The organism is Microbacterium oryzae (assembly GCF_030406385.1).
GTDB lineage: Bacteria > Actinomycetota > Actinomycetes > Actinomycetales > Microbacteriaceae > Microbacterium > Microbacterium oryzae_A.
In genome coordinates this window covers 108,047-134,568 of sequence record NZ_JAUEPM010000008.1, presented here as the reverse complement: position 1 = coordinate 134,568, position 26,522 = coordinate 108,047, and the positions used below count along the sequence as shown (strand labels likewise).

Below are 26,522 nucleotides of genomic sequence, written 5' to 3'. Positions count from 1 at the left end.
CACGTGAGCAGATTTATGGCGCAAACTACGCGGTAACGCCGTAGTATTTAGTGGCGAACTACGCGCAAGGGGTGGATCGAGCGATGAATATCCGACGAAGTGCGCGCATCGCGCCCCATGCCGCCAAGATCTTCCTGGCTGAGGACTTCACCTCGACGCGAGCCCGTCAGCGACGAGTCCAGGACGGCCTCATCATGCCACTGGCTCGAGGTGTATGGACCGATGCCGTCGGCTCAGCCCCCGAGGACATCGTCGCCGCGAAGTGGCAGGAGATCGTCGGACGCCTTCTGCCGACGGCCGTCATCTCGGAGCGCTCGGGGTTCACCCTCCGCCCGGTGGACGGGGAGCTGTTCGTCAGCCACCCCCGCGTGTCACCTTTGGAGCTTCCCGGACTCACGATCTACCCGGATGGCAACAAGAGCCACCGTCGCGTGGATGACCAACCCCTCGATCTCCAGGGAAAGCTCTATGCATCGAGCCCTGCCCGAGCCCTCATCGACAACGCCGAGCAGCGCGGCCGGCCGGGCGCCGTGCGCCGCCGCCTGACCCGCGAAGAGCTTCACGACCAGGTCGTCCGGATGGTCACGACGTCCACGCGTTCGCAGGTCGACAACATCCTGGAGGCGGTGTCTCGTGACGTGAACAAGGTCGCCGCCGCCTCCATCAAGGTGTTCGTCGAAGCGGCTCGTGGGGAGCGGAACACGGTCGACACGACGAGTCGTGCGATGAAGGCCGCGCAGCGCAGGGAGTCCTACGACGTCCAGCGCATGATCCGCTTCAGGCAAATCGCGGAGGATCTGTCGCGGCAGAAGCTCGTGCAGCGCTACGTCGAGGACGTCTCTCGTATGAAGTACGTGGCGTTCTACGAGGCGTACTTCTCCAACTACATCGAGGGCTCGACGCTGACCGTCGACGAGGCCGAGCGCGTGGTGTTCGCCGGCGAGGACGTCGGCAAGCCTGAGGACGCCCACGACATGCGCGGCACCTGGCAGATCATCTCCGACGAGACGGAGATGCACCGCGTTCCCACAGACGCCGCTGAGTTCATGGACATGCTCCGCGACCGCCACCGCGTCGTCATGGCCGGCCGCCCCGACAAGCTCCCGGGAATGTGGAAGCAGGGGGCCAACAGAGCCGGGATGACGACGTTCGTCGACCCCGACCAGGTGCCGGGAACCCTGCGCGCCGGATGGGAGGAGGGACAGATCCTCACGGATCCGTTCCAGCGCGCCGTGTACATGATGTTCCTCGTCAGCGAGGTCCACCCGTTCGTCGACGGCAACGGGCGCTCCGCGCGCATCGCGATGAACGGCGAGCTCGTCGCAGCCGGCCAGCACCGGATCATCGTCCCGACGGTCCTGCGCACCGACTACCTCTCGGCGCTGACCAGGGCGACCGCCGATCTCGGCCCCGAGGGACTGCACCGCGTTCTCGAGCACGCGCAGCGCTGGGTCTCCGTCGGCGATTTCTCGACGATGAAGGACGGCAGCAGATACTGCCTCGTCACCGACGCGATGTACGAAGCCGGCGTCGCCGAGCGCCGAGGCAAGTACCTCAGAATCCTTCACCCGGGAGAAGTCGACGAGCTTCCAGTTCCGACCTTCGAGGAGATGAGCGAGGAAGGCAACGCCGCGTCGTCATGGCTGGACATCGCCGCAGACTCCGCCGCGGACGCCCCATTCGCCAGAGCAGAGAACGATCACAGGCCAGGTCGTCAGGCGATGTTCAAGAGGAACCCTGAGCTGCGGGAGCTCAAGCTCGATCGTTATGGACTTGGTGACGGTCACGCTGGTACCGATGCCCCACGCGATCGCGGCGAGCCGCAACTGTGAGGACGACCTACGGTGACCGTGGCGGTGGATCTTCCGCCAGGTGCGGAGCACCTCCCCGAACTCTTGAAGCTAACGTTCCCCAGCCGCCCTCTGAGTGATACCCGGAGTTGCCGGAGAGATACATGGCCACCCCGAGTAACGCCCCGACAGCCGCGGCGACGGGTAGAGAGGTCAAGATCGTGCGCCCGTACCTCCGCCAGCATGCCGCTCAGGCTACCGGCTGCAATGTCCATGTGAAGGATCCTTCACCGGGACACTCGAGGATCGCGGCGCTGGGTATCCTCGGTGCTTTGGGGATCTTGAGCGGCGAGGGGAGCTCCTGATGGTGAGCGAGGCGAATCCCGAGCCTCCGGTGGTGCTCTTCCTGCGCGCGATGGAGCGCGCAGCGAAGCGCTGGCCGCCGCTGCGTATCGAAGTGCTCGCGTATGTCGATGACCGCTACGCCATCGTCATCTATCGAGAGCGTCCGGCATTCACCCTCTCGGGGCACATCTTCGACATGCGCTGGCTGCATGGAGCTTTCGACTCGAACAGTCCCGACGACCTCGCGTCCGCGATGATCGTCGAGATCGGTGAGCCGTCGGGTATGGGCCAGGAGCGCCCTTCACCCTGGCTACACGAGCTCGTGCCGACAGGCGAACGCGTCGGATGGTTCGGTGACAGACTCCCGCCCGACTCGGTGCCCGCACAAATCGCGCTGGAGGAATCGTCCCGATAGACGATCCTTCACCGGGACACTGACTCCGGTTTCGGCCTGCTCCTTCGCCTTCACGTCGGCTTCAAGCCAGTCGCAGGGGATGCCGTTGGTGCTGTCCTATCCTGGAGGCTCCATGAAGGAGCCGCTGAAAGTCCGCGCGAGCGATCGAGTCGCCGGGATGAGCGGCCCTGATGGACCGCTTCTGCGCCTCGTCCGAGACCGCCGTCTTGCGTTCCTCATCGTCGGCGGCGTCAACACTGCGGTCGGGTTCTTGTGGTTCGTCCTGTTCACGTTCCTGTTCGACGCGTGGTGGCCGGATGGCCCAGCTTGGAGCGTGTTTGCCATCATCGCCTGCGCAACTGACCAGGTTCAACCGGTCGATGCAACACCGCCTTGTTGGAGCAAGAGTAGCTGCTCGTTGAACGCCTCGGCGGGGGTCTTCCAGTCCAGCGATTTGCGGGGTCTGGTGTTCAGCGCGTGAGCGACGGCTTCGATCTCCTCGGCCGACCAGCAAGACAGATCGGTGCCCTTGGGGAAGAACTGACGCAGCAGCCCGTTGGTGTTCTCGTTCGTGCCGCGCTGCCAAGGCGACTGCGGATCGGCGAAGAACACCGGGATGCCGGTCTCGACCGTGAACTTCGCGTGAGCGGACATCTCCTTGCCGCGATCCCAGGTCAACGACCTCGCCAGTTGGGCGGGAAGTGTCGACATCGTGCTCGCCAGCGCGTTCTTCATCGTGATCGCGCCATAGCCGGCCAGTGCGGGGCCGTTCTTAGGTGTCTCCTTGTGCCGGTATCCCTCCTCGCGCGGAAGGTGGACCAGCATGGTGAACCTGGTCGCGCGGTCGACGACGGTGCCGATCGCTGAGCGCTCGAGCCCGATCAGCAGATCCCCTTCCCAATGGCCGGGAACAGCGCGGTCCTCAGCTTCTGCGGGACGTTCGCTGATCAGAGTTCCGGGAGTGACATGGGCCCACGTCTTACGACGTGACCGTTCCCGCGGTGCGCGTAGTGCCCGGCCGGTGCGCAGACACCAGACGAGCTCGCGTTTGAGCGCGCCTCGGCCCTGAATGTAGAGCGACTGGTAGATCGCCTCATGGCTGATGCGCATGGACTCGTCATCTGGGAAGTCGACCTTGAGTCGGTTGCTGATCTGCTCCGGACTCCACGCCGTCGACCACCGGCGGTGCTTGCGGTGTGGCTTGTTGATCCCCGTGAACCGCGGAGGCTCGGGACCAACGATCACCTTGCCATCGCACGTCGTGATCTGCCCGGATAGCCGCTCGTGGACGTAGGCATGCAACCGGACGTTCGTGACCAGCTTCGCGACCTTCGGACGCTTCGCGGCCATGTCGGCCTTCCATTGCGCGACCGATGCTCGATACCCGCGACTTCCGTAGCGGACGGCCGCATTGCGGCGCAGCTCTCGGGAGATCGTTCCCGGGTCACGGCCTATAGTCCGGGCGATCTCACGCACCCCGCTTCCCTGAGCACGCAGGAGCGCGATCTCCTCCCGCTCAGCGAACGACAGATAGCGCCCTGTTGGCTTGAACTTCAGATCGAACGGCGGCATGCCGCCAGCGTTGCGGAACCACCGCTGACCGACCGCTTGCGCCACGCCGACCACGGCAGCAGCCTCGATGGGCAACAGTCCCTTGGCGATCTCCGCCCAGAACGCCGCCTCGACGTGCCGTTGGAACTTTGGATGACCAGGCGACCGAAGCTTCGGCCGGATCGCCCGATCCGCTGCCTGCTGACGACGAACCATCTGACACCTCCACGATCACGAGGTGTTGCGACGACCGATTGAATCCGCCCTGCCTCCAGCGTGCTGAGTGCATTCGTCCTGTATCGGAAGCTCGTCTTCCAAGTAAGCGGACACCTCTGGCTGGACCTATCTCGGTTTCTACTGTTCTACGTCGGAACGTTCGTGCTGAACATCGCGCTTGTCCCACCGCTCACGCTTCTGCTCGGATGGGACAAGATCGTCGCGCAGCTGGCCTTCACCGTGTTCTCCGCCGTAGCCAGCTGGTTTCACCACAGCCGGTTCTCCTTCCGTCGCAAGAACGAGAAGTGACACGGCGCGCCGAGTTGGCTTCGGAGGGCGACAGAAAGGGGCTGTCGCAGATGGCCGAGGTCGAGTTCGACAAGGTGTCCCGATAGACGATTCTCTAACGGGACAGGATCTCCTTGACTGCGGCGGGCCGGATGCGAGAGTTGTCGGCGATTTGCTCGGCAGCTAGTCCCGTCGCAGCAAGTGCCGTCACGAGCGGTGCCACCGCCGCGATCGCCAACTGAGGATCGGCGGGTCGTTGACCGAAGGAAAGCAGCGTCCGTTCGATCTCGTCCAGCAACTCGCGTTGTTCTTGTGACAGCCCGAGGGGCATGGTGCTGTAGTCGATCGTCCAGTCGGGTGAGCTCATGCATCCACCCTGCGCTCATCGCGGCTCGTAGTCGAGAGACGCCGCCGAGATGTACCGGTGAAGGATTGTCTATCGGACGGTTGGGAGGTGTGCCTGAAGCTCGACCTGGATGCGTTCAATTTCCTCACGCGGGAGAACGACGGTGACGATGCCGCCATTGCGTGTCGTTGCACCGATGGCGTAGACGTGCGGGTCCGTGTCGACGACGAGGGCGTTGAGAGGAACGCCTTCCAGCGTCAGCGACCCGTGGTGCTGGACTGCACGTGTCGTGACATCGGGAGCAGGAGGCAGGCTTCCCGCACGGCCCTCCAGCCCGCGCTCGGCTCGGTAGCTGTTTCGCAGGACGTGGTTCACGTGCTCGACTAAGACGGCATCGGGCGTGGAATAGTCGGTCTCATCCCGGAACCAACTCGTGCGCACAGCTTCCCAAAGTCGCGGGTAGCGCAGCTGCTCCGTTAGCTCGGTGAGCCATTCCGGCCGGGACGATGAGGACGGGAACTCGTCGAGCGCCCGCTTCGTGTCCTCATCGAGCGTGGTGAGGTTCTCGGGCGACGACCGGTCCTCCGGGTTGCGAATGAGTGTGTAACTGAAGCTGACGGACATTTCGCTTATCCCGCGACTGTCCCGGCTCTGTTGGATACCAGGAAGGTCCGACAGCTCCGCATGAGGCTGTGGGATGAGCGTCATCGCGGGCACTGGCATTTCACGCAGCTTCTCGAGCGCCTCGACGCGCGGGTCAGGCATGTTTTCGGGAGCTACTTCGACGTATTGCACCCGGTCAGTCTCGGGCACTTTGCGCTAAGGCGGAAGCCTTCTGACGACGTCGGTCCGTGAGACTCCGCCGTGCCTGTCCCGGTGAAGGATCCTTCACCGGACTGATTTCGGGGGGCGGTCCGTGCCCTCATCTGCTTGGGCCCCGCTCACCGCGATCAATCCACTCACGCCACTGCCTCATCCACTGCGCCGGGGTCGGAGAGATCCTTGGTGAAGCCCAACGCCGTGTTGGTCCACCCGAGCTTCCGGTACGCAGAATGCGCGTCTGCACGGCTCGTGTTCGAACTCAGCCCGGCCTTGGTAGCGCCATTGCTTCGTGCCCAGTCCTCGAACGCTGCCGTCAGCAGCCGCGCCGTCCCTTGCCCACGCGCGCGTTCGTCGACGACGAGCGCCGTCAGACGTGCTGTCGGCCCGTCGGTCTCGATGCTCCGGCTGAGCTGGCCGGTTAGCAGGCCCGCGAGCCCGGCGTCGTCTTCAGCGACCCAGCAGCCGACCGCGGCGTCGGACAGTAGGAACTCGAGGCGATCACGGATGGCCTGTTCCGAAGACGGATACCCGAGCTGGTCGAGGAGGGGAACGAGAGCGGCAGAGTCATCGACGTCGAGCAGGCGCACCTTCACCCTACGAATGTACTAGCGAGGGTCAAAGGGTTCATCCGGCTGGGGCCCCCGTGAGATGGTCGGACGGTGTATCGATAGCCGGTGGTTCACCGCTACGCGCGCTTCGACCGTCGGGCGGGCCGAGGATTCGAAGTGCCGTCTGACCGGCTCGATTCCCGTATACCTGTCCCGCAAAATTGCCCGGTGAAGGTGCCTCAAACGCTACAGGCTCTGAAGCTATCCGCAGGCCATCATGAGAGAGCAGGAAGCGGGTAGCCGAGGGGGAGAGGACTCCCACGCGACTCGCGGTGCCCACGCCGAAGCAGCGGACCGTCCGGAACGCGCTAAATCAGCTGTGGTTGTTGCTGTCGCGCGGCGATATCGGCGCTGCGAGCCCCTTCATGACGAGCGAGCCGGCGCCGTGCTGCGCAACGAGCATTGGGAGCACGGCCGGAGCAGCAACTGCTCCGTACGCGCGGGTCACGATGTCATCGAGGCTGGCGACCACGTCGAGCACGGATCGCGGCTCGAACTGACCAGCGACGCGCTTGGCCTTCACACGGACGTTGTTCGGCGTCGGGCCGGCGTCGAGCACGGAGTGGTTCCAGAGCCTGCTGTGGTGGGCGCAGCGATTGCGCAGATACACCAGCGCTCGCACACGGTAGGCAAACCCCGCCTTAGCGACGCCCATGCTGGAGGCGACCGCATCAGCTACTGCGCCGCCGTCTGCGCGCTCGATTGCCTTCGACAGTGTGCCGAACGACCATGCCTCGACTGCGGACCACACCGGCAGCGGGTCACCGTTGTCGAGGAAGCGGCGGATGTGCCGGTCCTTGCTCCGCTCGATGTCGCGCATGCATGCATCGATCGTGCGCTCGCCTTGGCCGACTTCGGTGTAGAAGTCGTCCTGCAGGTAGCGCCCGTACGGCGAGTACGAGTCGGCGATGACACGCGTGAAGTGGGTCCGTAAGACTAGCTCAGCATCAGCCAGTGCCCCGGCGAGGACGGTCCGCAGCTCCGCATCGCCCGTATACACGTTACGGATCGCATCAAACGAGGTGCCCTGTTTGAACTGGTTGTCGCCGTAGTGCGGCGCGCGTTGGAAGTACCGCGCGTACCCCGAGAACCGGTAGTAGTTGTGAGCTCTGAGGAACGACTCGCAGTCGGCGGGGTCCTGAATGGCCAAGCCTCGGCTGGCGAGAAGCTCAACATGCTCGGCCGGCGACAGGCTCTTCTTCGCGCTCACTCGTACCCCGGGAATGAAAAGGCCCCTCCCATTTGAGCTTCCGTGGAGAGGCTTGGGAGGGGGTCGATTGGTTCCAGCGTATCTCAACCTGGCCCGGTGAGGCGCCAAGCGCCGCTCGCGGTCGCTGGAGTCCGTTAGGGGCCGCAATCGCCGGCCGCCGAAGACCTCCTGCCGCGTCTCGATCGGGTCGGCGAGCCTCCTGTCACGCAGGTATCAGCTCAGCCCCATCTCACTTCACCCCTGCGAATCGAAACCATCGATAATCACACTTATGATGACTATCGGCGAGTCCCTCTAGGTCGCGGCGCTCGCTCGATTCCCAACACCCTTACCGCAGCCTGCGATTACACGCAGGAACGATATCTTTGAGATGGCTTGCAAAGGGGCGACTGCTCCGCTCGCAAGAGAACAAGACGGATCTAAGTGGACGAGCTACCAGAAGGACCCCCTTCCCCCGATTCCTGAGACTCGTGGGTACGCCAATCGCCCGCGCGGTGCTGGACTGGCCCGGTTGGGTGCACCGGAAAGTGGAATCACTAGCGCTGCTTGAGGGGGAACGCGCGCGACGTCGCGTGTCCATCGACTGCTCTCCACTTGTGGTTCCTTGGGCAGATGTCGACCCTAGTCATCTATGGCAGTGGTTGAAACCGTCCCAGTCTGTCGTCCCACTCGCCTTGATGCGGAAGGGACTCATTCGTGATCTCGACGTGACGGACGACGAAGGTCGGGTGCTTCCGATTCTAAGTAGGGGCGAGAATGCAATGCTTTCTGCTGCAGCCCTTTACGCGCTTATTCAAGCGTCGACGCACGTTCCGATCGACAGCCGAGCTGATCGCTATGACTCATTGAACGATGGAGTTCTGTGGGAAACTGTCTACGAGATCGCGTGCTCCGATGCTGACGGAGCACGAGAAGCGGCGAGATCGCTTATCCTCCGTCTTCCACTGAACGAGACTCTGCAGGCGACCATCAACGATTTCGCCGAGAACTTTCTCCTGTGTGCGCTGGTGCCTATCGAGAGAGCGACAACGCGCCAAGTCCTGAAGTTCTCATACCACTGGGAAGGATCGAGGGCTCGAGTGCCGGGTAGTTCCTTCCGCAGGGCATGGTCCGCGCTCGGGTACTGCTCGTCACAGATGCTTGTAGAGGTGCCCGGCGTCGATACTGCGCAGAGCTATCACCTTGAGGTGCCCGCTCCGCGGGGCCTACTCGTGACCGGCATGATTCCGGGCGAAGCTGGCGCGCGTCCTCGTCTGCCAGAGCCTGAGCCGATCGGCCACCTTCACGTCGCAGGGAGCTCGTTGGCGGCGCCGTTGGTAACTGTCCATCTGAGGCTCGCGCGGCCTGGATTGCTAACCACGATGCTTCTCTATCTCGTTCTCGCCAGCGCGCTCCTTGCGCTCATGCGGTTCCTACCGGAAGCGTTGCAGAAAGCTTCTGAGAACAAGGAGGCGGTGACCGCGCTCGTCACTCTCGCGCCTGCTCTGCTTTTCGGTCTAGCTACGCGTGGCGCGGAGAGTTCGATTGTGTCGCGCATACTGCTTCCTCTTCGGTGTGTAGCAGGTTTTCTCTCCGCCTATTTCCTGGGTTTGTCTTTGGTCCTGATTCTGGCCGCTCCCGAGGGCGTCTTCGAGTACGTGAAGTGGGGGCTCGACGGTACAGTCCTGCTGACGACCTTCGTCGCGGTCGGCTACGTGCTGACCTGGCTTTCTGAACGGATCGTTGACCCTGGTTGACCCCGCTGTCGGTGGTTGGGTGCATAATCAAACTATGGCTGGAACCACAAACGAACCGGCTGCGTTCATCGTCATCGGGTCAGCTGAGGGGCGCAGATCAAATCTTCATCGGTCAGTACCGACAGAGAGGCTGGTTCAGCAGCGAGACGCCCTCGCGAAGGCTGGAATCGAGCGGATTCGCCCCGCGGGATCCCGTGCTGAGACTCGCCGCTAGGGCGTCGCGTTGACGCGCGCTCCTCAGCATGAGCGGGCGCGCGTTTCGATGCTCACTCTGAGTCGTCCTGCTCGGTCTGGGTTGATCCGATGTGGCACGGATTCATGCGCATCAGGGCCACGCGAGTTGGCGAGCCACACGGTAGCGCTGGATGCACACCTGTCGGCGTTACGCAATTGCACCACACTCGTCACCAGCACTACGTTCGGGGACCCAATCCGGTCCCGCACCCGCCTGGGCGAACGCATGGGCGGCCGGAACGCCCGATCCGCAAGCCACTGCCGACGCGCATGTGCGGGCACATCACTGGTCTTCCTGCTCCAGTCCGCCTTCGCCATCGTTGAACACCTCCCCGGTCAAGGTGTTGCGACGATCGATTAAACCCGCCCATTGGTGACGAACGCGGTGAACGCTATCCCCGACCACGTCGGGACGTATGCGAAGTCGACCACCCGCAGCTCGTTTGGCCGGTCCCCGTGCAAGCAGGGGCTGAGGTCTCGGTACCAGAAGACCCGTTCGATCCCGGCGACCAGCTCCGCGTGGCGGTCACTACGCTTTCAAGAACCGCCCCGTCTCAGCGCGGGCGATCCGCTGCGCGAGACCAGGGGCGACGCATGGACGTCGAGAAGTCACGGCCCCAGCAGGTTCGGCGCGCGCAGAATCCCCATCATCAGCTCAGCCCTATCTCACTTCACCCCGACGAATCGAAACTGGCAATCGCCCGTATCGGTTCGTACTAAGTTCGGTGGAAGGCGCGATACAGGCTCAGTTCGATGGACGGCGCGGGTGGACGTCGAAGACAAGGTCGAGCGCATCGGTCAGGCACAGGAGAGTTCTTGTCGATGGCTCTTCGCCTAGTTCCACTCGAGAGACCGTTGACCTCGAGAGACCAGCTTTGTGCGCCAGATCCGTTTGTGACCAGCCGTGCCCGATACGGGCAGCCTGGATCGCCTTACCGAGCCCTCGAGCTACGCCTGGTGGGCGACTCACTTGCTCTCCTCTAGCGACATGAGTAGGTCGAGTGCTTGCTCTCGCTGTTCCATCACTACGCGCATCGTCACCTCCATGTACGCCCAGTCGGGCTCACCGCTTGACGTCGTTGGAAGCAACACGGTCTCCTCCTGGAACGTGTGTCCCGTGCGCTTCCATGCGAAGTTGTAGTTGAAGCGTTCGACACTCTTATCGAGGCAAGCGACGAGGAAAAGCCCATTCCACACGTTTAGTTGCGGCTGATAACCGAGCTGCAGATTGGTGCTTCCAACGAAGGGCGCGGCCTGGTAGGTGTTCCGGCCGATTCCTCCATTGCCATCGGAGATCATGGCAATGCAATTTCCCTCACTGGTGAACGAGCCGTCGGGGTCGTGAACATCGCGCATGTGCCCGTTGTTCGCATAACTTGCAGCGATATAAGGCGTGTCCCCGTCCGGGAGCTGCCCAATCCGACCGCACTTCCCGCGAACAATAGTCGTGAACAGGTTTACGACCTTGAACTCGGCCCAGTCCTTCGTATCGACCGCATGGCGCGGAGCATCCCAGATGGCGAAGAGTGTTTCCAGAGCGTGATCGCGCTCATTCATGATCGCGCGCATTGACGACTCCATGAACGTCCAGTCAGCGTCGCCGGCCGAATCAGCGGGCAGGCGGATCACGGCATTGCGGACCGAGTCCACCGTAAGCATGACCGAGAAGCCAGCTTCAAGCGCCGCCTTGATAGCCCCGCACACGAAGAGCGCCCGAGGCTCGTTGAGATGCTCATTGCGGAGCATCAGCAGACCGTTGCCACTGCCGTTCGCGAGGAAGTCGCTTTCCTGCCAGAAGGCGCTCCCGTCGACCGTGTTCACAGTGATGCAGCCGCCGGTCTCGATGTCGGCCTCCGACTTGGACTGGAGGTAGGTCGACACGCCGTTGTTGATAGAGCTGTTGGTCACATAGGGCGTTTCGCCTGATGAATAGTCGTTGAGGGTCCGGCGCTTCGCTCGTTCGATCGTGGGGAATAGGTCTCCAATCCGGAATTCTCCCCACTCGGTCGTGTCGATCAGCTTCATCGCTGCACCGCCAACCTGATCGTCGTGCCCGCGTCCTGCACCTCCGCCGAGTACAGCGCGGTCTGGCCCAGTCGTTCGCGAAGTGCCTTGGCGTCGATTCCCCGGCGGAAGAGGGCATATTCCATGGCTGTGCGCGAGAGGTCCTCGTGGGTCAGTACGAACGGCTTCAACGGCGCCTGCCAGCTCAGGCTCTTGGCTGGGTCCAACCACTGTCCGGTTCCGTATTCACCGTCGTCGTTGCGTTCGATTGCGTCAACCCAGTAGTCCTCGAGTGCGGGCCACTTTCCACGAACATCGTGACGGCCCTGGTTTTTTACCGTGATCAGTCCATCGTCCTCGATGTTCACAGCAAAGAACTTCTTGCCGTCCTGCGGCTTACCCGCCTCGAAGATGAAGACGCTCGTGGTGATACCGACCCCGAAGAACAGATTCTCGGGCAGCTTGACAACCTTGAGGAGACGATGATGACGCAGGATGCGCGACATGTGACCCTTGCTGGTCTTCTCGAGCTTCTTGTCCGGAAGGATGAAGCCGCACAGGGTTCCGCGGTCGACGTGATCGAGAACGTTCTCGACGATTTTCATGCACCCGAACTTGTTTTCGTACGGTGGGTTCATGAGCACCTTGGTGGCGCCGGTCTGTTCGATCCAGCTTCCGGCCGACTCCGTGCGCGCGTCCATGTGGGCAAGGTTGGTCTTGCCGTCCTTGTGAATCAGCATATTCGCACACGCCAGCGCGTAGATCTCCCGGTCAAACTCGATACCGTAAAGTTGACGCCCCTTGATCTGCTTAGCCTTGGCGGTGTTGACACCGCCGGCTTCCCGGATCATGTTGCTCATCGACTTAACGAGGAAGGATCCAGATCCGGCACAGGCGTCGAGGACCCGATCGTCCTTATTGACGCCGAGCAGGCGGTACATGAAGCCGGTGATGTGGTCGGGGGTGAAGATCTGGCCCGATTCGCTCTTCTTCTTGTAACGGTTGAATTCGTTAAAGAAGATCGCCATCACGTCCTCGCCGTTCCAGGCGCTGGAGTTGATGAGCCCGGAGATCTCGGTGACCCAGTCGATGAAGTCACCGATCAGATTCGTAAGCCGAGCGACCGCCCGCGGATCGTCCTCGTCCGTCGAAACGTTCATCTTAATGTCTGAGTACACCTCGGCGAGGAGCGACAGCTTGGCGTTCTGCTGCACATCGGACCGGATCGCCTTATTCAGCGCGCTGAGAATACCGCTGTGGAAAGCGCCGTAGTCCATGCCGCGAACGAGGATGGCGTCATACCTACGAGCGACGAGTGCACAGGCCGTGAAGATCATTCGGTGGTACAGGTTCTTGACCCCGAAGTCTCCGTGAAGCGAGTTGTTGATGCGCTGCGTCAGCTCGTAGATGCGAGCCTTGTCGACCGGTCGATCGGTGAGCTTCGAGAAGTAGTACTCCTTCGTCTGGAGCTCGTCGGGCACGTCCAGGGGCTTGCCGTTGACGTACGCCCGCGCGCGATCGCCGTCGTAGACGATGCCGATGACCAGATCGTACTGGCTACGCACTGTCGCGCAGTACTTCTCGACCTGCGTGCGCAGGGCGGGCGCGTCGATCGGCATGGAACCGGTCGCCTTGGTTTCTAGCACCAGAGCGACCGCGCCCTTATCGACCGGCAGATACCAGCCATCGGGCTTGTTGAAGGAGCCTTCACCACCAAACCCGAGCTGCTTCATGGTCGTGATTTGGCCGACACCACTCTGTGCCACCTTCGGTGAGACTCCGGCGAGCCCGAGGATCTCGCTTGCCTTATCTCTAACCTGGTCTTCTGTCGCCATGGGAACTTCCTCTGATTGCAGCACAAATGATGTAATCAGATTACCGGCAAATGGACAGGACCTCGTGGCGGAAAACGCGCGTGAGTGCGTTGGAGGGGGTCCCCGATGCCTTGGTCCGAAGTGGTGTCAGGCCGGAGGAGGTGTTGTTGCTGTCCGGCGAACTCGCGGCGCTCCGAGCGAATGCGGCGGTCATCCACTCGGGTACGACATCGGCTCACTCGCTCCACTCGCTCCGTGCGCGAATGAAACTTCAAGTAGCGCCCTTCGCGTTCGTCAAGCCTCCGGCTGGCTCGATGCCAAGAGCCGCGATCCATAATGTGCCGACGGCGCTTCGCTGCCTGCTGCGCGACCTGCTCGAGGTCTCTCACTCGTACTCCAGCGTGGGGGTTCGCGGGCGGTTTCGAGTGCCAGAGCTCCACACCGATCCGACCGCTTGCTAGACGTTCGACGACGACGTTGTCGGCGGTCTCTCCGCTGCCGTCGTTGAGGAGAACCCATCGCTCCATACCGTTGGAACAGGCGTGCCGTTCAGATCCTGCTCTACCCGGTGATGCACGGACGATTCTTTGGTCTGGGGCCTCGGCAGTGATCACTGTGCCCGTCCAGTCCAATGGGAAGCGGTCGATGTCAGGCAGAGAGCGGTCGGGGCAAGGTGGGTCGAACGTAGTCCGGCCAGCGGCCGAGAGTCCGTTGAGGAAGTAGACGGTTGGCGGGTGAGCGTCGAAGAAATCGGTCGACGTCGTCTGATTGCCCGTTCTGCGCAGCAAAGGAGGTCGTCGCGGACGGTCGTGAAGCGCCCGTCGTTGGCTTGCCGGCCCACCCGGACGGCCGCCTCCGGTTCGTGCGGAATGAAAACACGGAGGTAGAGCTCTGCGGTGTCGTTCGGGTCGCCCGGGCTTGGTTCGATGTCGAGACTCTCGATTGGGGTGCCGCCTGGTGTTGTGTACGCGGCACAGAACAGGGCGGGGTCGATCTCCCGAAATTCGGTCAAGCGGGAACGATTCTGTCCGCTTGCCTTTCGATACGTTGGGCAGCAACGGGCCTGTGTCGGCTTGGACGGGAAACCAGTAGCGGCCGGCAAAATCCGTCGCGAATAGATCGTACTCGCGCAGGCCGAGATGCCGGGCCTTCCCGCGGGAGACGACTTCGTCGGCCTTCATCTCGGAGCCGGTAGAAGGGTCGGCGTGTATGCACGCCATCCGATCTGGACCGTCGTGCCAGCCCTTGCCCTCCTGAAACGCGCGCGAATGCCCCGAGCGGGTCTCGTTCTTGGAACCTCGGCGCTCGGTCGGCTGTGCGACCTCAAGCGAGTGCTCGTTCAAGTTCTCGGCCCCCGAGTGTTCGCCGCTGACGTTGAGAGAGCGTGACAGCCGACGAGGCACTCGCATGGGGCCGCCGGCCGGACTGCTCGGCCCTCGACCGGGCGCTGTCGTCTCCGGCTCAGCTGCAAAGAGCAATTCGCGCGGGAGCACGGCAGACAACCATCCACCGACGTGGCGTTCAAATAGGGCTCGAGCAGTCCCCTCGGCACCGGGGCGCCCGGCAGTGTGGGCGAGGCGTGACCGTCTCAGGGACAAATGTGTCCAGATTTCGGTCACCCCTCCTGAGGAGGGGTCGCGAGACGGCCACTTCCGGGACATCCGTAGACCACCGCGCGGTCCACTCCGGTACAGGGGTAAGGCGTCGCGAGGCGACAGACCGCGAGGTGGTCACGACCGGGCCACGTATGTCCCGAAAGTGGTCCCTTGCAGGACACTGGCTCGTCCGGACGTCCTGCATCCTCCAGGGAGCTAGTTCAGGTAGCCCTACGGGCCCTTCGCGGACACTTCTGGTCATCTCCGGGACACTCGAGTCCAGGAAACGGTCATGTGTGTCCCGGAAGTGACCGCATACGGACCCAGGATTTCAGATCGTAGAGGCGCCCGGCGGGCCTCGCAGACGGGCACGGTCACCGCCACGACGTCGCGGCTCGACCCTCGATCGGAGCTCGTGACTTTCGGCTCGAGGTGTCGCAGTGGCGGCACGGCCGCGCCTGATGGGGCAGTGACAGAGCGTCCCAGAGCCGCTGCGCGGCTGCGGCGGAACTCGACGGACTCTCCTTCGTCGAGTCCGTCGGAGGGGCTCAGAGCGCCGAGCAGAGAGGTCTCCGCATAAGGCTTCGACCTGCGCCGCTCGAGAGCAGGGACGACCGCGTGCCCGCGGTCGCGACGGGGTGGAAAGCGGGGTGGTTCCGCAGGCTCCACCACCTCCTGCCTCGCTGTGCTCGATGACTGGTACCAGTGGACCACCTGGTTCTTTCCACTGGTACCAGTCAAACCCCGTCTTTCCAACGAAAAAGTGTGCCACTGGTACCAGTCCGCCCTTCGGGTCCTGCGGATTCCGGACTGGTGCCAATAGGGGTGGAACCATCCTTTTTCGCTGATCGAACGGCAGAAATGAGCCTGCTCCTCCGCTGGAGCTCCGGATCCGGCCGCAAGAGAAGAAAGAGCATAAGGGGAGTTGGCCCAGCGCTGCGTTTCCTCCGTCGCTTCCCTCGTCGGAATCACGCCCTGGGGTCGGCCCAGCCGACAACTCTTCGGTCACCCTGCAGACACTCGCTGCGCTCGGTCTCCAGGGCTCCCTCACCCTCGTCGCTGACGCTCCTCGGGCCCTTTACATCGTCGCCGCGCTCCTTGCCCTCAGACGCCCCACTGGGGCCTCTGCGGGTGCTCCGGCCGATGCGACGCCTTCGCGCTGCTCCGGCGCCGACATCAGCAGCTGACGACGACTCGGGACGTCGGGTGCATGCTCGAACTCGACCAGGGATGGGGCGCGCCGACGCGCGCATCCCCGACGGGCGCGAGAGGTGGCGAGCGCCGGGAATGATTTCGACAATGATTCCGAGAATGATTCCGGGAAGTGGTTCTCGTGCGAGAGATAGCGACCGGTCTCGGGTGCCTCGCGTCCATGGACCCCGGCGAGTTCATCACGCGCCGGTCGCGCCGGTCCTCAATGTGACAACGTGCACCTTGCCCGGCCCAGGAGCGCATCAACTCGCCGCTCACGTCAACCTCTACGCCGACGTCATCGATGTTCCAACGGCGTGCGCGAACGGTGGGGCGAGGCGTCAGCATCGCCGAAGCGCAACCAGGCGTGACCCCGAACGCGCATGCCCTCCGGCGCGATAGTAATCGGCCGTGACCCGAGTCCCAGCTGCTCGGCGGTGAGCGTCTGCAGCGGTCCGCGTTCGCGGGAGGCGCGTAGCTCGCGCTCCCGAGCAGTGCGGCCGAAGCCCTTCCATCCGCACCCGCCGGATGTTGAGCGGCAGTCGAGAGAGTGGCGAACTGGTCGTCCGCCGTCGCGTGCTCGTGAAAAGGGACACCCCCACCGACCAGGCAGGGGTCATCGACGGAGACGCGATCAAGCGGCTGTCACGCCGTACGGTCATCTGCGATCGGAACCCGCCGCCAGCCGACGACAAGTTCCAAACGTGCTGTGCACCACCTATCCGTTAACGACGATCGACTCCTACTATGCGACCGCCGTCGTGCCGGTGACCGCGAGCTTCTCGATGGTGCGTTGAATGTCCTCGAAGGAGAAGCCCATGTTTGTGAGCTTCGTGTGAGCGGTGCTCATGTCGATGATGAAGAGAACCTCCTTATGATCGACGCCGAATTTCATCGCGTACGTGATCGCGGTGACCAGGTCGACGCCGACCTTGTTGTGTCCGAGGGGACGATGATCACAGGCGCCATATGATCGCGCAGGAGCGCCCTTACTGGCGGCGAAGGCGTAGATGGCCTGGATGCTTTCCCCGTAGCAGGCGCCCGCCTGCATTGCCTTCCCGATTGCGACCATGGCGTCGCGGGCCAAGAGCTTGGGATCAAGGTCCCGATGTATGCAGAGAGCCTCGAATTCCTCGAGGGTGTCGTCGCCAAATTCCAGAACGATCTCGGTCTCAGCCATCTCGTATCCAATCGGTTGTTGGGCGCCGAAGCGCCGGATGATGTAGCGCAAGGCGAAGCGCACCGGTGATGAGAGGCGTCTCCTCTCGAATTCACCCCCGGGGCAGGCTGCGCCGGCCCCGTCTCGCACCGACAAAGGTGCGAGAAGCACCTACGACGTAGGTGCCTAGAGTCGGCCTCTGCGAGGCCTCCCGAGCCGGCTCTGCCGGCTCTACGCACGCGTATGCGTGCGCGAGCCCGTGGACTCTTGGGTGTCGGTCTCTGCGAGGCCTCCCGAGCCGGCGTTGCCGGCTTCACGCGCGCGAACGCGCACGACGAGTCTGTGGGCTCTTGAGTGTCGGCCTCTGTGAGGCCTCCCGAGCCGGCGTTGCCGGCTTCACGCGCGCGAACGCGCACGACGAGTCTGTGGGCTCTTGAGTGTCGGCCTCTGCGAGGCCTCCCGAGTCGGCTACGCCGGCTCTACGCGTCCGCATGACGCCCGAGGCATACCGTCGCGGAGGTGGCGCCGCGGAGCGTTATCGGCTCGTGATCTTTCTCAGGAATGAATCGGGCTCGCCGATTGTTGCTCCGTCTGAGAGCTTTTGCTGCTAAAGCCTCACGAGGCTCCCCGAGCCGGCTCCGCCGGCATCTGACGCAGACGGAGCAACAATCGGCGCCGGCTGTGGACCGCCGGCATACGACGCAGCGCGTTGGCGTAGGTGCCACAGGCTAGGAGGCTCGCGCGGCGTCGTCGGTGCTGTCGCGCCCGCAGGTCGTGAAGAGTCTTCGCACGAGCGTTATCAGCTCGTTACTTCTTCTTGGAATGATTCGAGCTCGCCGATTGTTGCTCCGTCCGAAAGCTCTTGTTGGAACGGCCTCACGAGGCCTCCCGAGCCGGCCTTGCCGGCTCACTGCATGGGCGGAGCAACAATCGGCGCCCGCCGTGAACCGGTCTCGCGACGACGATTGAACATGCTATTCGTCGCTGGGTCTGCGCTCGTAGGTGTTGTGCCTCGTAGTCGGGCCGGTCATCGAGCGCCCCATGTGGTGGCCGCGTTACTCACCCCAACGCCCGAGTGCGGACCTCTGCCAGCGCCTCGAGGTCTTTCCGCGCTCGCGCCACGGCTGTTTCCACCCTGCGCCACCTATCTCGTCTCCACGGCCCCCGGGCCCTCGATGGAGTGCTTGCTCGGGCAGGGACGCCCAGGTGCTGATTTGAGGGGCGACCGACGCCTCGTCGCGACCCCGTGCAAGATACGGTGCCCGTGCAAAGCGACGCCTGCACTGGGCTCGTCCGTGAGCTCAGTCGGCAGATGCAGTTGTGCAGTGGGGGAGTGCGACTTCCATACAACGCAACTACGACGAACTTGACTCCCCTAACAACACAACTGCACGAGTGAGCAGATCGAGCCACCAAGACGTTGGATGCAGTTCTGCAGTTCCCTCACAAGACTCACTACGCGCGCGCGTAGAAGAAGGGTTCAAGTGCGTACTGCACAACTGCACGGCGGCATATGACGGGCAGCGAGCGCCCGGCCGGGCAGCGAGCGCGTGCTCGCCGCCCGGCCCGGACGGTGCTAACCCTGAAATACGGCCGCGCTCTTCGGCTCGAGGAAGTCGTCCCAAGAGCCCGCGGGTTGGACCGGTGCCGCGGGCTCGCTGCCGATGCCAACGATCGCCGGTTGGGCGCTTAGCGCGCCCGCGCCGGGGAGGTGCTCGGGAAGGTTCGGTTCGAACGCGGTGAGGCCGAGCCCCTCACGCACCATGCCTCTGCTCTTCTTCACGGCGACGAAGCCGAGCTTGTCGAGGGCGTGTCCGAAGTCCGTGCGCCCCGAGCGATGCTCGCGGAAGATCCCGTCGGCGATCGCCCACTCCTGATATGCGTCGTGCAGCTCCTTGGTGGTGCTGCCGCCGTTGGCTGGGGCGTCGGTGCACGTTGCCTCGATGAAGCGCGAAACATTGTCCTGCGCCTGGGCGTAGTCGCTGGTGGCGCCCTTCACTGCCTCGGGCTCGACGAGGCCCTCGGTCCAGTAGTCGGCAAGGCCTCGCGCGGCCCACGTCAGGATGCCGTCTGCCTCATCCTGCAACTTCGTCTTTAATTGCGGATCGCGTTCCTCCTTCGGAATGAACACGTCGAAGGGGATCACGCGGACGCGCTCCCAGACGGCCGGGTCGTCAGCAGGCAGTGTCGGAAGGTGGTTGGTGACGAGCAGGATCAGCCACGACGCGAGGAAGGTGATCGGCTGGGCGTACAGCTGGCGCGCCGTCACCGGGTCCCCGCCAGTGAGACTCTTCAGCAGCGCGGACGCGATTCGCGCCATCTTCTCGGTCTCCGAAAGCGCGACGAAGCGGGCGCCGCGCAGATCGAACAGCGCGGGACTGGCTCCGTTCGCATTCCCCTTGGTCTGTTCGAACAGTGTGGCCGGCGCGTAGTGGGTGTAGTCGCCCAGGGCATAGCCGAACGTCTCGTAAGTCACGCCCTTCCCGTTTCTGCCGCCACCCGTCGCGATCCCGAGGATGTGCTCGAGCTGCTGCCCGACGAGAGCAAGGCCGAAGAAGCGCTGAAGGTAGGTACGCACGTCCACGTCCGGGAGCACTCGCTCGAGGAACGCCTCCCACTTCTCACACGGTGCGAGCGGGTCGTACGCGCCACGTGTCATCTTCGTAAGACGGTCAGCTGGGTCGTGCGGGAGTAGCTCCAGGGTCCGGAGATTGAGCGAGCCGGCGGGAGTGTTCAGCAGGTACGGGTCGACGTCCAGCTCCGTGGCGTGAACCGCGATTCCGGGGAGAGCGGACGCAAGCTCGAGCACACCCTTCGTACCACTCGCCGTCTGCGCCTTTACGAGGTCGCCGAACAGCTCCTTATCCGTGATCGCGTCCGCGGCCAGTCGGCGGATCGTCGCCACGACGGCGTTCTTGGCCGCCTTATCGCCTGGATCCGACACCCAGCGCTTGCCGTCGTACCGGAACCAGCCGAGGCCGGTGACGTGCATCAGCTTCATCTCGTGATCGATTGCGACTTCGTACGCAATTCGCATGTGCTGGCGGTGCTGCGGCGCGTGCAGGCGCAGCCACTCGCGATCGAGGTCCCGTTCCATCTCCGCCAGGTGCGTGTTCACCCCGCTAGCAGTGTCGACCAAGACCTGGGACGCGGGCTCGTTAACGTTCAACGGGCACCGCCAATCACCGATGCGAACGCCGACACGATGATGTCGCGCTGTTCAGGGCGAAGCGGCGGCGCTTCAGCGGCCATCTTCCTGGCCCACTCCCGGACGTAGTCGTCCGAGGGGCGAGCGGGAACCGGTGAGAGCGCCTCGCGTACGTGCTCAGCGTCGAAGTAAAGCCGGCCGCCGAAGCGAACGGCTTTCAGCTTGCCCTTAGCCACGTATCGACGCAGCGTCGGCTCACTGAAACCGTATGTCGCCTGGATCTCACGCAGAGTGATACCCGGCTTCATCTTGTTGTCGTTCAATTACTTGCTCCCTTTCAGAGGAGCACAGCAACAGTCTTTTGATATCGGAGCTCGTCTTCTCTCGTTCGCGTGCCAGCCAAGCGACGCAAACCAGACCCGCGCGTGGGGGTCTTTTCTATTCGGGGCTCGTCTTCTCTCGTTCGCGTGCCAGCCAAGCGACGCAAACCAGACCCACGGAGGGGTCTTTGTTCTTCAGGCATCTAATTGAGAGTTCATCACCTGCCGATGATGAACCCTTGACAAGCTGTGCATGTTGAGTTTTCGATTCCCCGCGGTTGCAGGGTCGTCAAACATATCAGAACTACTCGAAAAGGTACAACTCTGCTCAAAGTGAGCAGTCGAGGCTTAGAACGAGGTAAGTCGTGGCCCGAAGGAGCCGTGACGATCACCGCCTTGCCGGTAGATCCGGCCTAGCGCCACCCAGGAACGACTCGCTCGGCGTTCGGCCCCTTGATGCCCTTCCAGCCCCTGCCGACCGGCATGATCTGAGGTCGCATGACCGCTCTAACGACCCGCCGCTTTTGCGCCAGCGTGAGTTCGTTATCCCACGCCTCTCGGACCGACCCGTCGGCGATGAGTTTCAGAACGAGCGGGTCCAACGCGGAGAGCTTCTCGAGGCGCTCTTGTGCTGCCTTGATCTTCGGCTCGATGCGAGCCTGCTGATCGATGAGAATGCTGACGTCGAGCTTCTCCGCGGCCTGTTCGCGGACCTGGTCGAGGTACCGCTGATAGCCGGTGATCTCGTCGATCAGTTCCCTGCGCTTCTCGTCCGTGCCTTCCCCTGCCTCGCCCATGAGTGCGAGGGAGTCCGGTCGCTCGACGCGCTCGAACAGGAGCTCTGTGACGATCTTGTCGAGGTGATCCTCCTTCATCGCCACGTGGAATCCCGTCTTCCCCGGGACTCCGACGCAGATGTACGAGTAGTACTGCTCGCGGGGAAGCGGATTGCCGTCCTGGTCGAACTTCCTCTTCGAGCCCTTGTTCTGCTTGCTGACGCGCGTGCTCGCTCCGCAGACACCACAGACCGCGATGCCGCTGAGAAGGTGAACCGCGGGCCAGTCATTGGTGCGCTTCCGGCTTGCGGGGGACAGGAGTGACTGCAGCTTCTGCCAGGACTCGTACTCGATGAGCGCCGGCCAGACCGCGTCCGCGAGGATCTCTCCACGGTGTTGGCGCTTGCCCGCGTACGCGGGCACGGTCAGCATCTGCTTGACCGCCGGCGGTGTCCAGCCGAGGTTGCTGCGATGATCCTTCCGCGGCGGGCGGCGAGGTGGAATCCCGCGAGCGTTGAAGTCCTTCGCTATTGCATAGAGGCTGTCACCTTCGAGGATGCGACGAGCCGCCTCTTGGACGATGGGCGCCTGTTCGAGATGCGGCAGAATCTCGTCGAGAACAGGGCCGCGAGGCCCTAGGCGGTAGGTGCGCTGATAGCCGTACAAGTTCTTGCCGTGGGGCCGACCGTCCTCGGCGGCAGCTCGGACGTCGCGCTTGATGCGCTCGGAGGTCTTGGCGCTCTCGTACTCGGCATCGACGGCGTCTTCGAGAAGGCTTCGACGGTCACGGGGGTTGCGCGGGTCATAGAGTCGGCCGTGTGTTGTGACCCACACCCGTACCCTCCGGGCCGCGCACAGCTCCACGAGGTCCACCCACTCGCCGACGCGACGGGAGCCTCGGCTGGACTCCCAGATAGCGAGGACCTCGGCCCCGAAGGTGTCGTTCTCCAGATCCGCGACAAGGCGTTTGAAGTCCTCGCGGTCTTTGCGCGCGAACTGGCTGGCGCTGCGGTCGTTGTCCCGATACGGCGGGTCCGGGTGCATGACCCAGCCGTTGTTCTCGATAGAGCGCACGTTGTCGTTGTGCTGCTGTTCGGGGCTCTTACCCCTCTCGCTGCGGTCTTTCGAGACTCGCAGGTACTCGCGAACGATCAAACCACTCGCTTGGAAGCTACGCACCCCTCTATACAACCGTATCTGGCGCGAACTGTGCGCTCGTCGTCGGGATCGCGTTCGCGATCGCGGCAGCGGTCCGGCTGCCGCGATCGGCTCGCGTGCTCGTCGCTCTGGCGACGCTGGGCGGCTTCGTGCTGCTCGTCACCCCGGAGCCGAGCGTCGTGCGAGCGGCGACGATGGCCGCCATGGCGATGCTGGGCGTGCTCCTCGGACGCACCGGGGCGGGAGCAGCCGCGCTCGGCGGCGCCGTGGTGGTCTTGCTGGTGCTCGACCCGTGGCTCGCGACGACGTACGGCTTCGCGCTGTCCGCCCTCGCGACGGCCGCGCTGCTGCTGCTGGCCGGGCCGCTCGCCGAGGGGCTGGAGCGCTGGATGCCGCGGGCAGTCGCCCTCGGAGTGGCGGTGCCGCTGGCCGCGCAGATCGCGTGCGGGCCGATCCTCGTGCTCCTGAGCCCGCAGGTCTCCGCCTACGGGGTGGTGGCGAACATGATCGCCACTCCCGCGGCGCCGGCGGCGACGGTGCTCGGGATGCTCGCGTGCGTCCTGCAGGGCGTTCCGCTCCTGGCGGAGGGGATCGCCGGCCTCGCGTGGGTGCCGTCCGCGTGGATCGCGCAGACCGCGCTGCTGTTCGCGCGGCTGCCGGCCGCCGCGGTGCCCTGGTGGGGTGGCTTCCTCGGGTGCCTCGCGCTCGCGCTGGTCGGCGCGGCTCTCGTCGCCGTGCTCCTGCGCCCGACCAGGGTGCGGGCGAGGGTGCGGCGTGCCGCACTCGTCGTGCTGGCTGTGGTGACCGGTGTGAGCGCGGGGACGAGCGCGCTGGCCGGCGTCGCCGGCCCGCTCACTGCCCCGCGAGACTGGAGCATCGCGATGTGCGACATCGGGCAGGGCGACGCGGTGCTGCTGCGCTCCGAAGGTGCGACGATGCTCGTCGACACCGGGCCGGATCCGGCGCTCCTGGACGCGTGCCTGACGCGCCTCGGAATCGGTCGTCTCGACGTCCTCGTGCTGACGCACTTCGACCTGGATCACGTCGGCGGGGTGGACGCGGCCGCCGGTCGCGCCGACACGGTGCTGCACGGGCCGTTGGGGGAGGACGGCGAGGAGTGGTTGGAACGCGCGGGGAAGGCGCGTCGCACCGACGCCTCCGTCGGGATGTCCGGGAGTCTCGGCGCCGCGCGCTGGCGCGTGCTGTGGCCGAGGCGCGACAGTCGTGCCTTCCCGGAGGGGAACGACGCGAGCGTCGTCCTCGCGATCGCGGGAGGCGCCATCCCGCGCACGCTGCTGCTCGGCGATCTCGGCGCGTCGTCGCAGGCGGCCCTGCGTGGATCGGGTGCGCTGGCCGGGCGCTTCGACGTCGTCAAAGTCGCCCATCACGGCAGCGCCGATCAGGACCCGGAGCTCTACCGGATGGCCCGCCCCGCCCTCGCTCTGATCGGCGTGGGCGCGGACAACGACTACGGCCATCCGGCCGCAGGCATCCTCGCCGAGCTGCGCTCCCTCGGCACGACGACCGCGCGCACCGACGAGGACGGCCTCGTGCTGATCGGCCGGTCGGCGCATGGCGCGCCCTGGGTCTGGCGGGAGCGACCGGCGACGCAGAAAGTCGCGGGATGAGAGGGGGACTCGGCCACCGCCATCCGCTCAGCTGGTCTCGTCGGTCCCCTCCTCCTCGTATCCGATCAGCCAGCTCACGCCGTACCGGTCGACGACCCGTCCGTCGTACGCGCCCCAGCTGCGCCGCTGCAGCGGATCGATCACGGTGCCGCCGTCGGACACCGCGTGGAACCAGCGGGTGAGGGTCGCTCCGTCGGCGGTGCCGAGGAGTGCGATGCTCACTCCGCTCATGCGCAGCGTCTCCTCGCCCGACACAGCATCCGTGCCGTACAGACTCACGGGACCGACCAGCGCGCCGTGCGCGACCGCGTCGGCGGGGCCATCCGTTCGGCCGAACTCGGCGTACGTGTGCAGGGCGAGTTCGCCGCCGAAGACGTCGTGGTAGAAGCGGAGTGCCTCGGCGGCGGTGCCGGGAAACCAGAGGTACAGTGTCTGCGCTGTCACATGCCGCTCCTTCGCCCAGGGCCGCGGCGATCGCGGCATGCACCAAGGATGCCCGATGCGCGCCTGCCAGGATGGGCGGGTGAGCGAATCATGGGATGAGCGGATCGACGAATTCTGGGAGTCTGCGGACGACGGGCGCCCAGCGGACACGCTCGCCGCGCTGGCCGAGCTGATTCGCGAGCGCGAAGACGGCGACCCGGCCGCGCTGTACGAGTGGGCGTCGGTGCACGACTTCCTCGGGCGGGAGGCGGAGGCGATTCCGCTCTATCGCGAGGCGCTCGCTGCGGGGCTGTCGGGGGACCGGCGTCCGCAGGCGATCATTCAGCTTGCGAGCTCCCTCCGCAACGTCGGTGACCCGGCGGCGGCGATCGACCTGCTCGAGGAGCGGGCATCGGATGCCGTCACGGGCGCTGCCTCGCAGGCGTTCCTTGCGCTCGCGCTGCATGACGCCGGCCGGATCGACGAAGCACTCCGCGTCGCGTTGCGTGCCCTCGCTCCCACGCTGCCGGTGTACGGACGCGCGGTGGCCGCCTACGCAGACGAGCTCGTTGTGGACCGGGAGGATCAGCCGCAGGCTTCGTCACTCGTGGCCGAGGGGAATCTCGGCTGATTCGCCCCAAACTCCGTTCGCGTCCTCGACGAGGAGCGTCACGGCAGTGGCCCGTCCGTGAAGCGGAAGGAGTGTGCGCACCTCGCGCTCGGCGTCGATCAGATCGGCGTGAGTGGCGGTGTCGCCGATCGTCGCATGTGGTTCGGACCCGTCGTATAGCCCGCCGTAAGGAGGGTAGACGGGGAAGGCATGATGGACGGCGGCGGTGAGTCGCACGAACGGCGACGCGTCGCCAGGAGCGAGCCACAGGACGTCGCGTCCAAACCAGTCCGTGTCCGTGAGCGCGAAGTTGAACCTCCGGACGGAACAGACCGCGCGGCGTAGAGCCGTCATCGCAGCTTCATCCAGGTGCGGGAGCGGCACGAATGGAAAGAGGACGGTGATGTGCGGGGGTACACCGAAGCGGGCGTCCGCTGCGAACTGCCGCCGAAGTGCGACGAGCTTGTCCGATGTCGGCGCCTTCACGATCAACGCTGTTCGGGACATGGCTCGATGGTAAGAGGCCCCTCGAGTGTCCGACGCCCTCCCGCGTCGGACGCGCAGCAACGTAGCTACAGTTCCATCCCCATGACTGTGCGCACCAGCGCGCCGCCATGGTCGTCCTCAATGTGGCGCATGCCGATCTTCTCGGCAACGCGGCGCGATGCCCGATTCTCGGGATGGATGATCGCGACGAGCTGATCGGCCGTCGTGTTCCGACGCGCGAAGTCGCGACAGGCGCCCGCGGCTTCGGTGGCGAGGCCCTGACCTTGCAGGGCGACGCGAACGTGATAGCCGACCTCCAACCGCGGCTCGCCATTCACGTCCTGCCAGCTCAGGCCGCAGTCGCCGACGAACTCAGCGTCATGCGTCTCGATGACCCACAGCCCGTACCCGTGTCGCTCGTAGTTCTCTTGGTTCCACGTGATCCAGGCTCGGGCCTGCTCCCGGCTCTTCGGCGCCGGGTAGAACGCCATCACGTCCGGGTCTCCGAGGAGTTCCGCCATATCGTCGAGATCGTGACCGGTCATCGGGCGGAAGCGCAAGCGGGGCGTGTCTGCGGGAAGCACAAGCGGACGATACCCGAATCGTCCGCTGACGCGTGGAGACCGAGTCTCCCACGAGGTGGGGAGGCGACCAGTACGGCCTCCTCGAG

21 protein-coding genes and 1 pseudogene are annotated in these 26,522 nt (G+C 64.5%); 7 read left to right on the top strand and 15 right to left on the bottom strand.

Annotated elements, in window-relative coordinates; translation table 11 throughout:
* Positions 1-83 precede the first annotated feature (83 nt).
* Together QWJ90_RS12610 and QWJ90_RS12605 are read left to right on the top strand one after the other, a co-directional pair.
* Positions 84-1,832 (top strand): Fic family protein, encoded by a 1,749-nt coding sequence (locus QWJ90_RS12610; RefSeq protein WP_290108199.1) that lies wholly within the window; start codon positions 84-86, stop codon positions 1,830-1,832.
* Positions 1,833-2,154: 322 nt separating this feature from the next.
* Positions 2,155-2,550, top strand: coding sequence for a hypothetical protein (locus QWJ90_RS12605; RefSeq protein ID WP_290108198.1), 396 nt, complete (start codon positions 2,155-2,157; stop codon positions 2,548-2,550).
* A 348-nt stretch (positions 2,551-2,898) separates the two neighbouring features.
* Here the strand turns inward: QWJ90_RS12605 and QWJ90_RS12600 are convergent, their stop codons facing one another.
* Complete coding sequence (locus tag QWJ90_RS12600) at positions 2,899-4,296, bottom strand: IS30 family transposase (protein WP_290108197.1); 1,398 nt, start codon at positions 4,294-4,296, stop codon at positions 2,899-2,901.
* 60 nt (positions 4,297-4,356) lie between these two features.
* Between QWJ90_RS12600 and QWJ90_RS12595 the strand changes: the two genes are divergently transcribed.
* Complete coding sequence (locus QWJ90_RS12595; protein WP_290108196.1) at positions 4,357-4,605, top strand: GtrA family protein; 249 nt, start codon at positions 4,357-4,359, stop codon at positions 4,603-4,605.
* Positions 4,606-4,699: 94 nt separating this feature from the next.
* Here QWJ90_RS12595 and QWJ90_RS12590 read toward each other — a convergent pair whose 3' ends face one another.
* The 4 genes from QWJ90_RS12590 to QWJ90_RS12575 form a co-directional block, all read right to left on the bottom strand.
* Complete coding sequence (locus QWJ90_RS12590; protein ID WP_290108194.1) at positions 4,700-4,951, bottom strand: hypothetical protein; 252 nt, start codon at positions 4,949-4,951, stop codon at positions 4,700-4,702.
* Between the two features lie 69 nt (positions 4,952-5,020).
* The gene (locus QWJ90_RS12585; RefSeq protein WP_290108193.1) at positions 5,021-5,725 is read right to left on the bottom strand and encodes a hypothetical protein; all 705 of its coding nucleotides are present in this window, start codon (positions 5,723-5,725) and stop codon (positions 5,021-5,023) included.
* A 164-nt stretch (positions 5,726-5,889) separates the two neighbouring features.
* Positions 5,890-6,345, bottom strand: coding sequence for a GNAT family N-acetyltransferase (locus QWJ90_RS12580; protein WP_290108192.1), 456 nt, complete (start codon positions 6,343-6,345; stop codon positions 5,890-5,892).
* 328 nt (positions 6,346-6,673) lie between these two features.
* Entirely contained in the window at positions 6,674-7,570 is an 897-nt protein-coding gene (locus QWJ90_RS12575; RefSeq protein WP_290108191.1) for an Abi family protein, read from the bottom strand.
* A gap of 677 nt (positions 7,571-8,247) precedes the next feature.
* Between QWJ90_RS12575 and QWJ90_RS12570 the strand changes: the two genes are divergently transcribed.
* Positions 8,248-9,306, top strand: a complete 1,059-nt coding sequence (locus QWJ90_RS12570; RefSeq protein WP_290108190.1) for a hypothetical protein — start codon at positions 8,248-8,250, stop codon at positions 9,304-9,306.
* Between the two features lie 979 nt (positions 9,307-10,285).
* Here the strand turns inward: QWJ90_RS12570 and QWJ90_RS14890 are convergent.
* From QWJ90_RS14890 to QWJ90_RS12540, 7 genes are all read right to left on the bottom strand, one after another.
* On the bottom strand, positions 10,286-10,510 hold the full coding sequence (locus QWJ90_RS14890) for a helix-turn-helix domain-containing protein (RefSeq protein ID WP_354670433.1): 225 nt from the start codon (positions 10,508-10,510) through the stop codon (positions 10,286-10,288).
* Positions 10,507-11,565, bottom strand: a complete 1,059-nt coding sequence (locus tag QWJ90_RS12565; protein ID WP_290108189.1) for a restriction endonuclease subunit S — start codon at positions 11,563-11,565, stop codon at positions 10,507-10,509. The genes QWJ90_RS14890 and QWJ90_RS12565 overlap by 4 nt, the downstream gene beginning before the upstream one ends.
* Positions 11,562-13,379, bottom strand: coding sequence for an HsdM family class I SAM-dependent methyltransferase (locus QWJ90_RS12560; protein ID WP_290108188.1), 1,818 nt, complete (start codon positions 13,377-13,379; stop codon positions 11,562-11,564). Before QWJ90_RS12560 ends, QWJ90_RS12565 begins: the two co-directional genes overlap by 4 nt.
* A gap of 3,510 nt (positions 13,380-16,889) precedes the next feature.
* Positions 16,890-17,324 carry a hypothetical protein gene (locus QWJ90_RS12555; RefSeq protein ID WP_290108187.1) on the bottom strand — a complete coding sequence of 145 codons (435 nt, stop codon included), beginning with the start codon at positions 17,322-17,324 and terminating at the stop codon, positions 16,890-16,892.
* Between the two features lie 1,555 nt (positions 17,325-18,879).
* Positions 18,880-20,421, bottom strand: a complete 1,542-nt coding sequence (locus QWJ90_RS12550; RefSeq protein WP_290108186.1) for a DNA primase family protein — start codon at positions 20,419-20,421, stop codon at positions 18,880-18,882.
* 47 nt (positions 20,422-20,468) lie between these two features.
* Positions 20,469-20,774: a helix-turn-helix domain-containing protein gene (locus QWJ90_RS12545; RefSeq protein ID WP_290108185.1), complete on the bottom strand. Its 306-nt coding sequence runs from the start codon at positions 20,772-20,774 to the stop codon at positions 20,469-20,471.
* A 410-nt stretch (positions 20,775-21,184) separates the two neighbouring features.
* Positions 21,185-22,702 (bottom strand): recombinase family protein, encoded by a 1,518-nt coding sequence (locus QWJ90_RS12540; RefSeq protein ID WP_290108184.1) that lies wholly within the window; start codon positions 22,700-22,702, stop codon positions 21,185-21,187.
* Between the two features lie 50 nt (positions 22,703-22,752).
* On the opposite strand from QWJ90_RS12540, the pseudogene QWJ90_RS12535 reads away from it, so the two are divergent.
* Positions 22,753-23,436 (top strand): annotated as a pseudogene (locus QWJ90_RS12535) (ComEC/Rec2 family competence protein); the annotation flags it as partial.
* A 150-nt stretch (positions 23,437-23,586) separates the two neighbouring features.
* On the top strand, positions 23,587-24,333 hold the full coding sequence (locus QWJ90_RS12530; protein WP_290108224.1) for a ComEC/Rec2 family competence protein: 747 nt from the start codon (positions 23,587-23,589) through the stop codon (positions 24,331-24,333).
* Positions 24,334-24,360: 27 nt separating this feature from the next.
* Here the strand turns inward: QWJ90_RS12530 and QWJ90_RS12525 are convergent, their stop codons facing one another.
* The gene (locus QWJ90_RS12525; RefSeq protein ID WP_290108183.1) at positions 24,361-24,777 is read right to left on the bottom strand and encodes a VOC family protein; all 417 of its coding nucleotides are present in this window, start codon (positions 24,775-24,777) and stop codon (positions 24,361-24,363) included.
* A 79-nt stretch (positions 24,778-24,856) separates the two neighbouring features.
* Here QWJ90_RS12525 and QWJ90_RS12520 point away from each other — a divergent pair, with 79 nt between their 5' ends.
* The gene (locus QWJ90_RS12520) at positions 24,857-25,387 is read left to right on the top strand and encodes a tetratricopeptide repeat protein (RefSeq protein ID WP_290108182.1); all 531 of its coding nucleotides are present in this window, start codon (positions 24,857-24,859) and stop codon (positions 25,385-25,387) included.
* Here QWJ90_RS12520 and QWJ90_RS12515 read toward each other — a convergent pair.
* Together QWJ90_RS12515 and QWJ90_RS12510 are read right to left on the bottom strand one after the other, a co-directional pair.
* Positions 25,358-25,873, bottom strand: a complete 516-nt coding sequence (locus QWJ90_RS12515; protein ID WP_290108181.1) for a 2'-5' RNA ligase family protein — start codon at positions 25,871-25,873, stop codon at positions 25,358-25,360. The genes QWJ90_RS12520 and QWJ90_RS12515 overlap by 30 nt on opposite strands.
* 65 nt (positions 25,874-25,938) lie before the next feature.
* On the bottom strand, positions 25,939-26,436 hold the full coding sequence (locus tag QWJ90_RS12510; protein ID WP_290108180.1) for a GNAT family N-acetyltransferase: 498 nt from the start codon (positions 26,434-26,436) through the stop codon (positions 25,939-25,941).
* Positions 26,437-26,522: the final 86 nt, after the last annotated feature.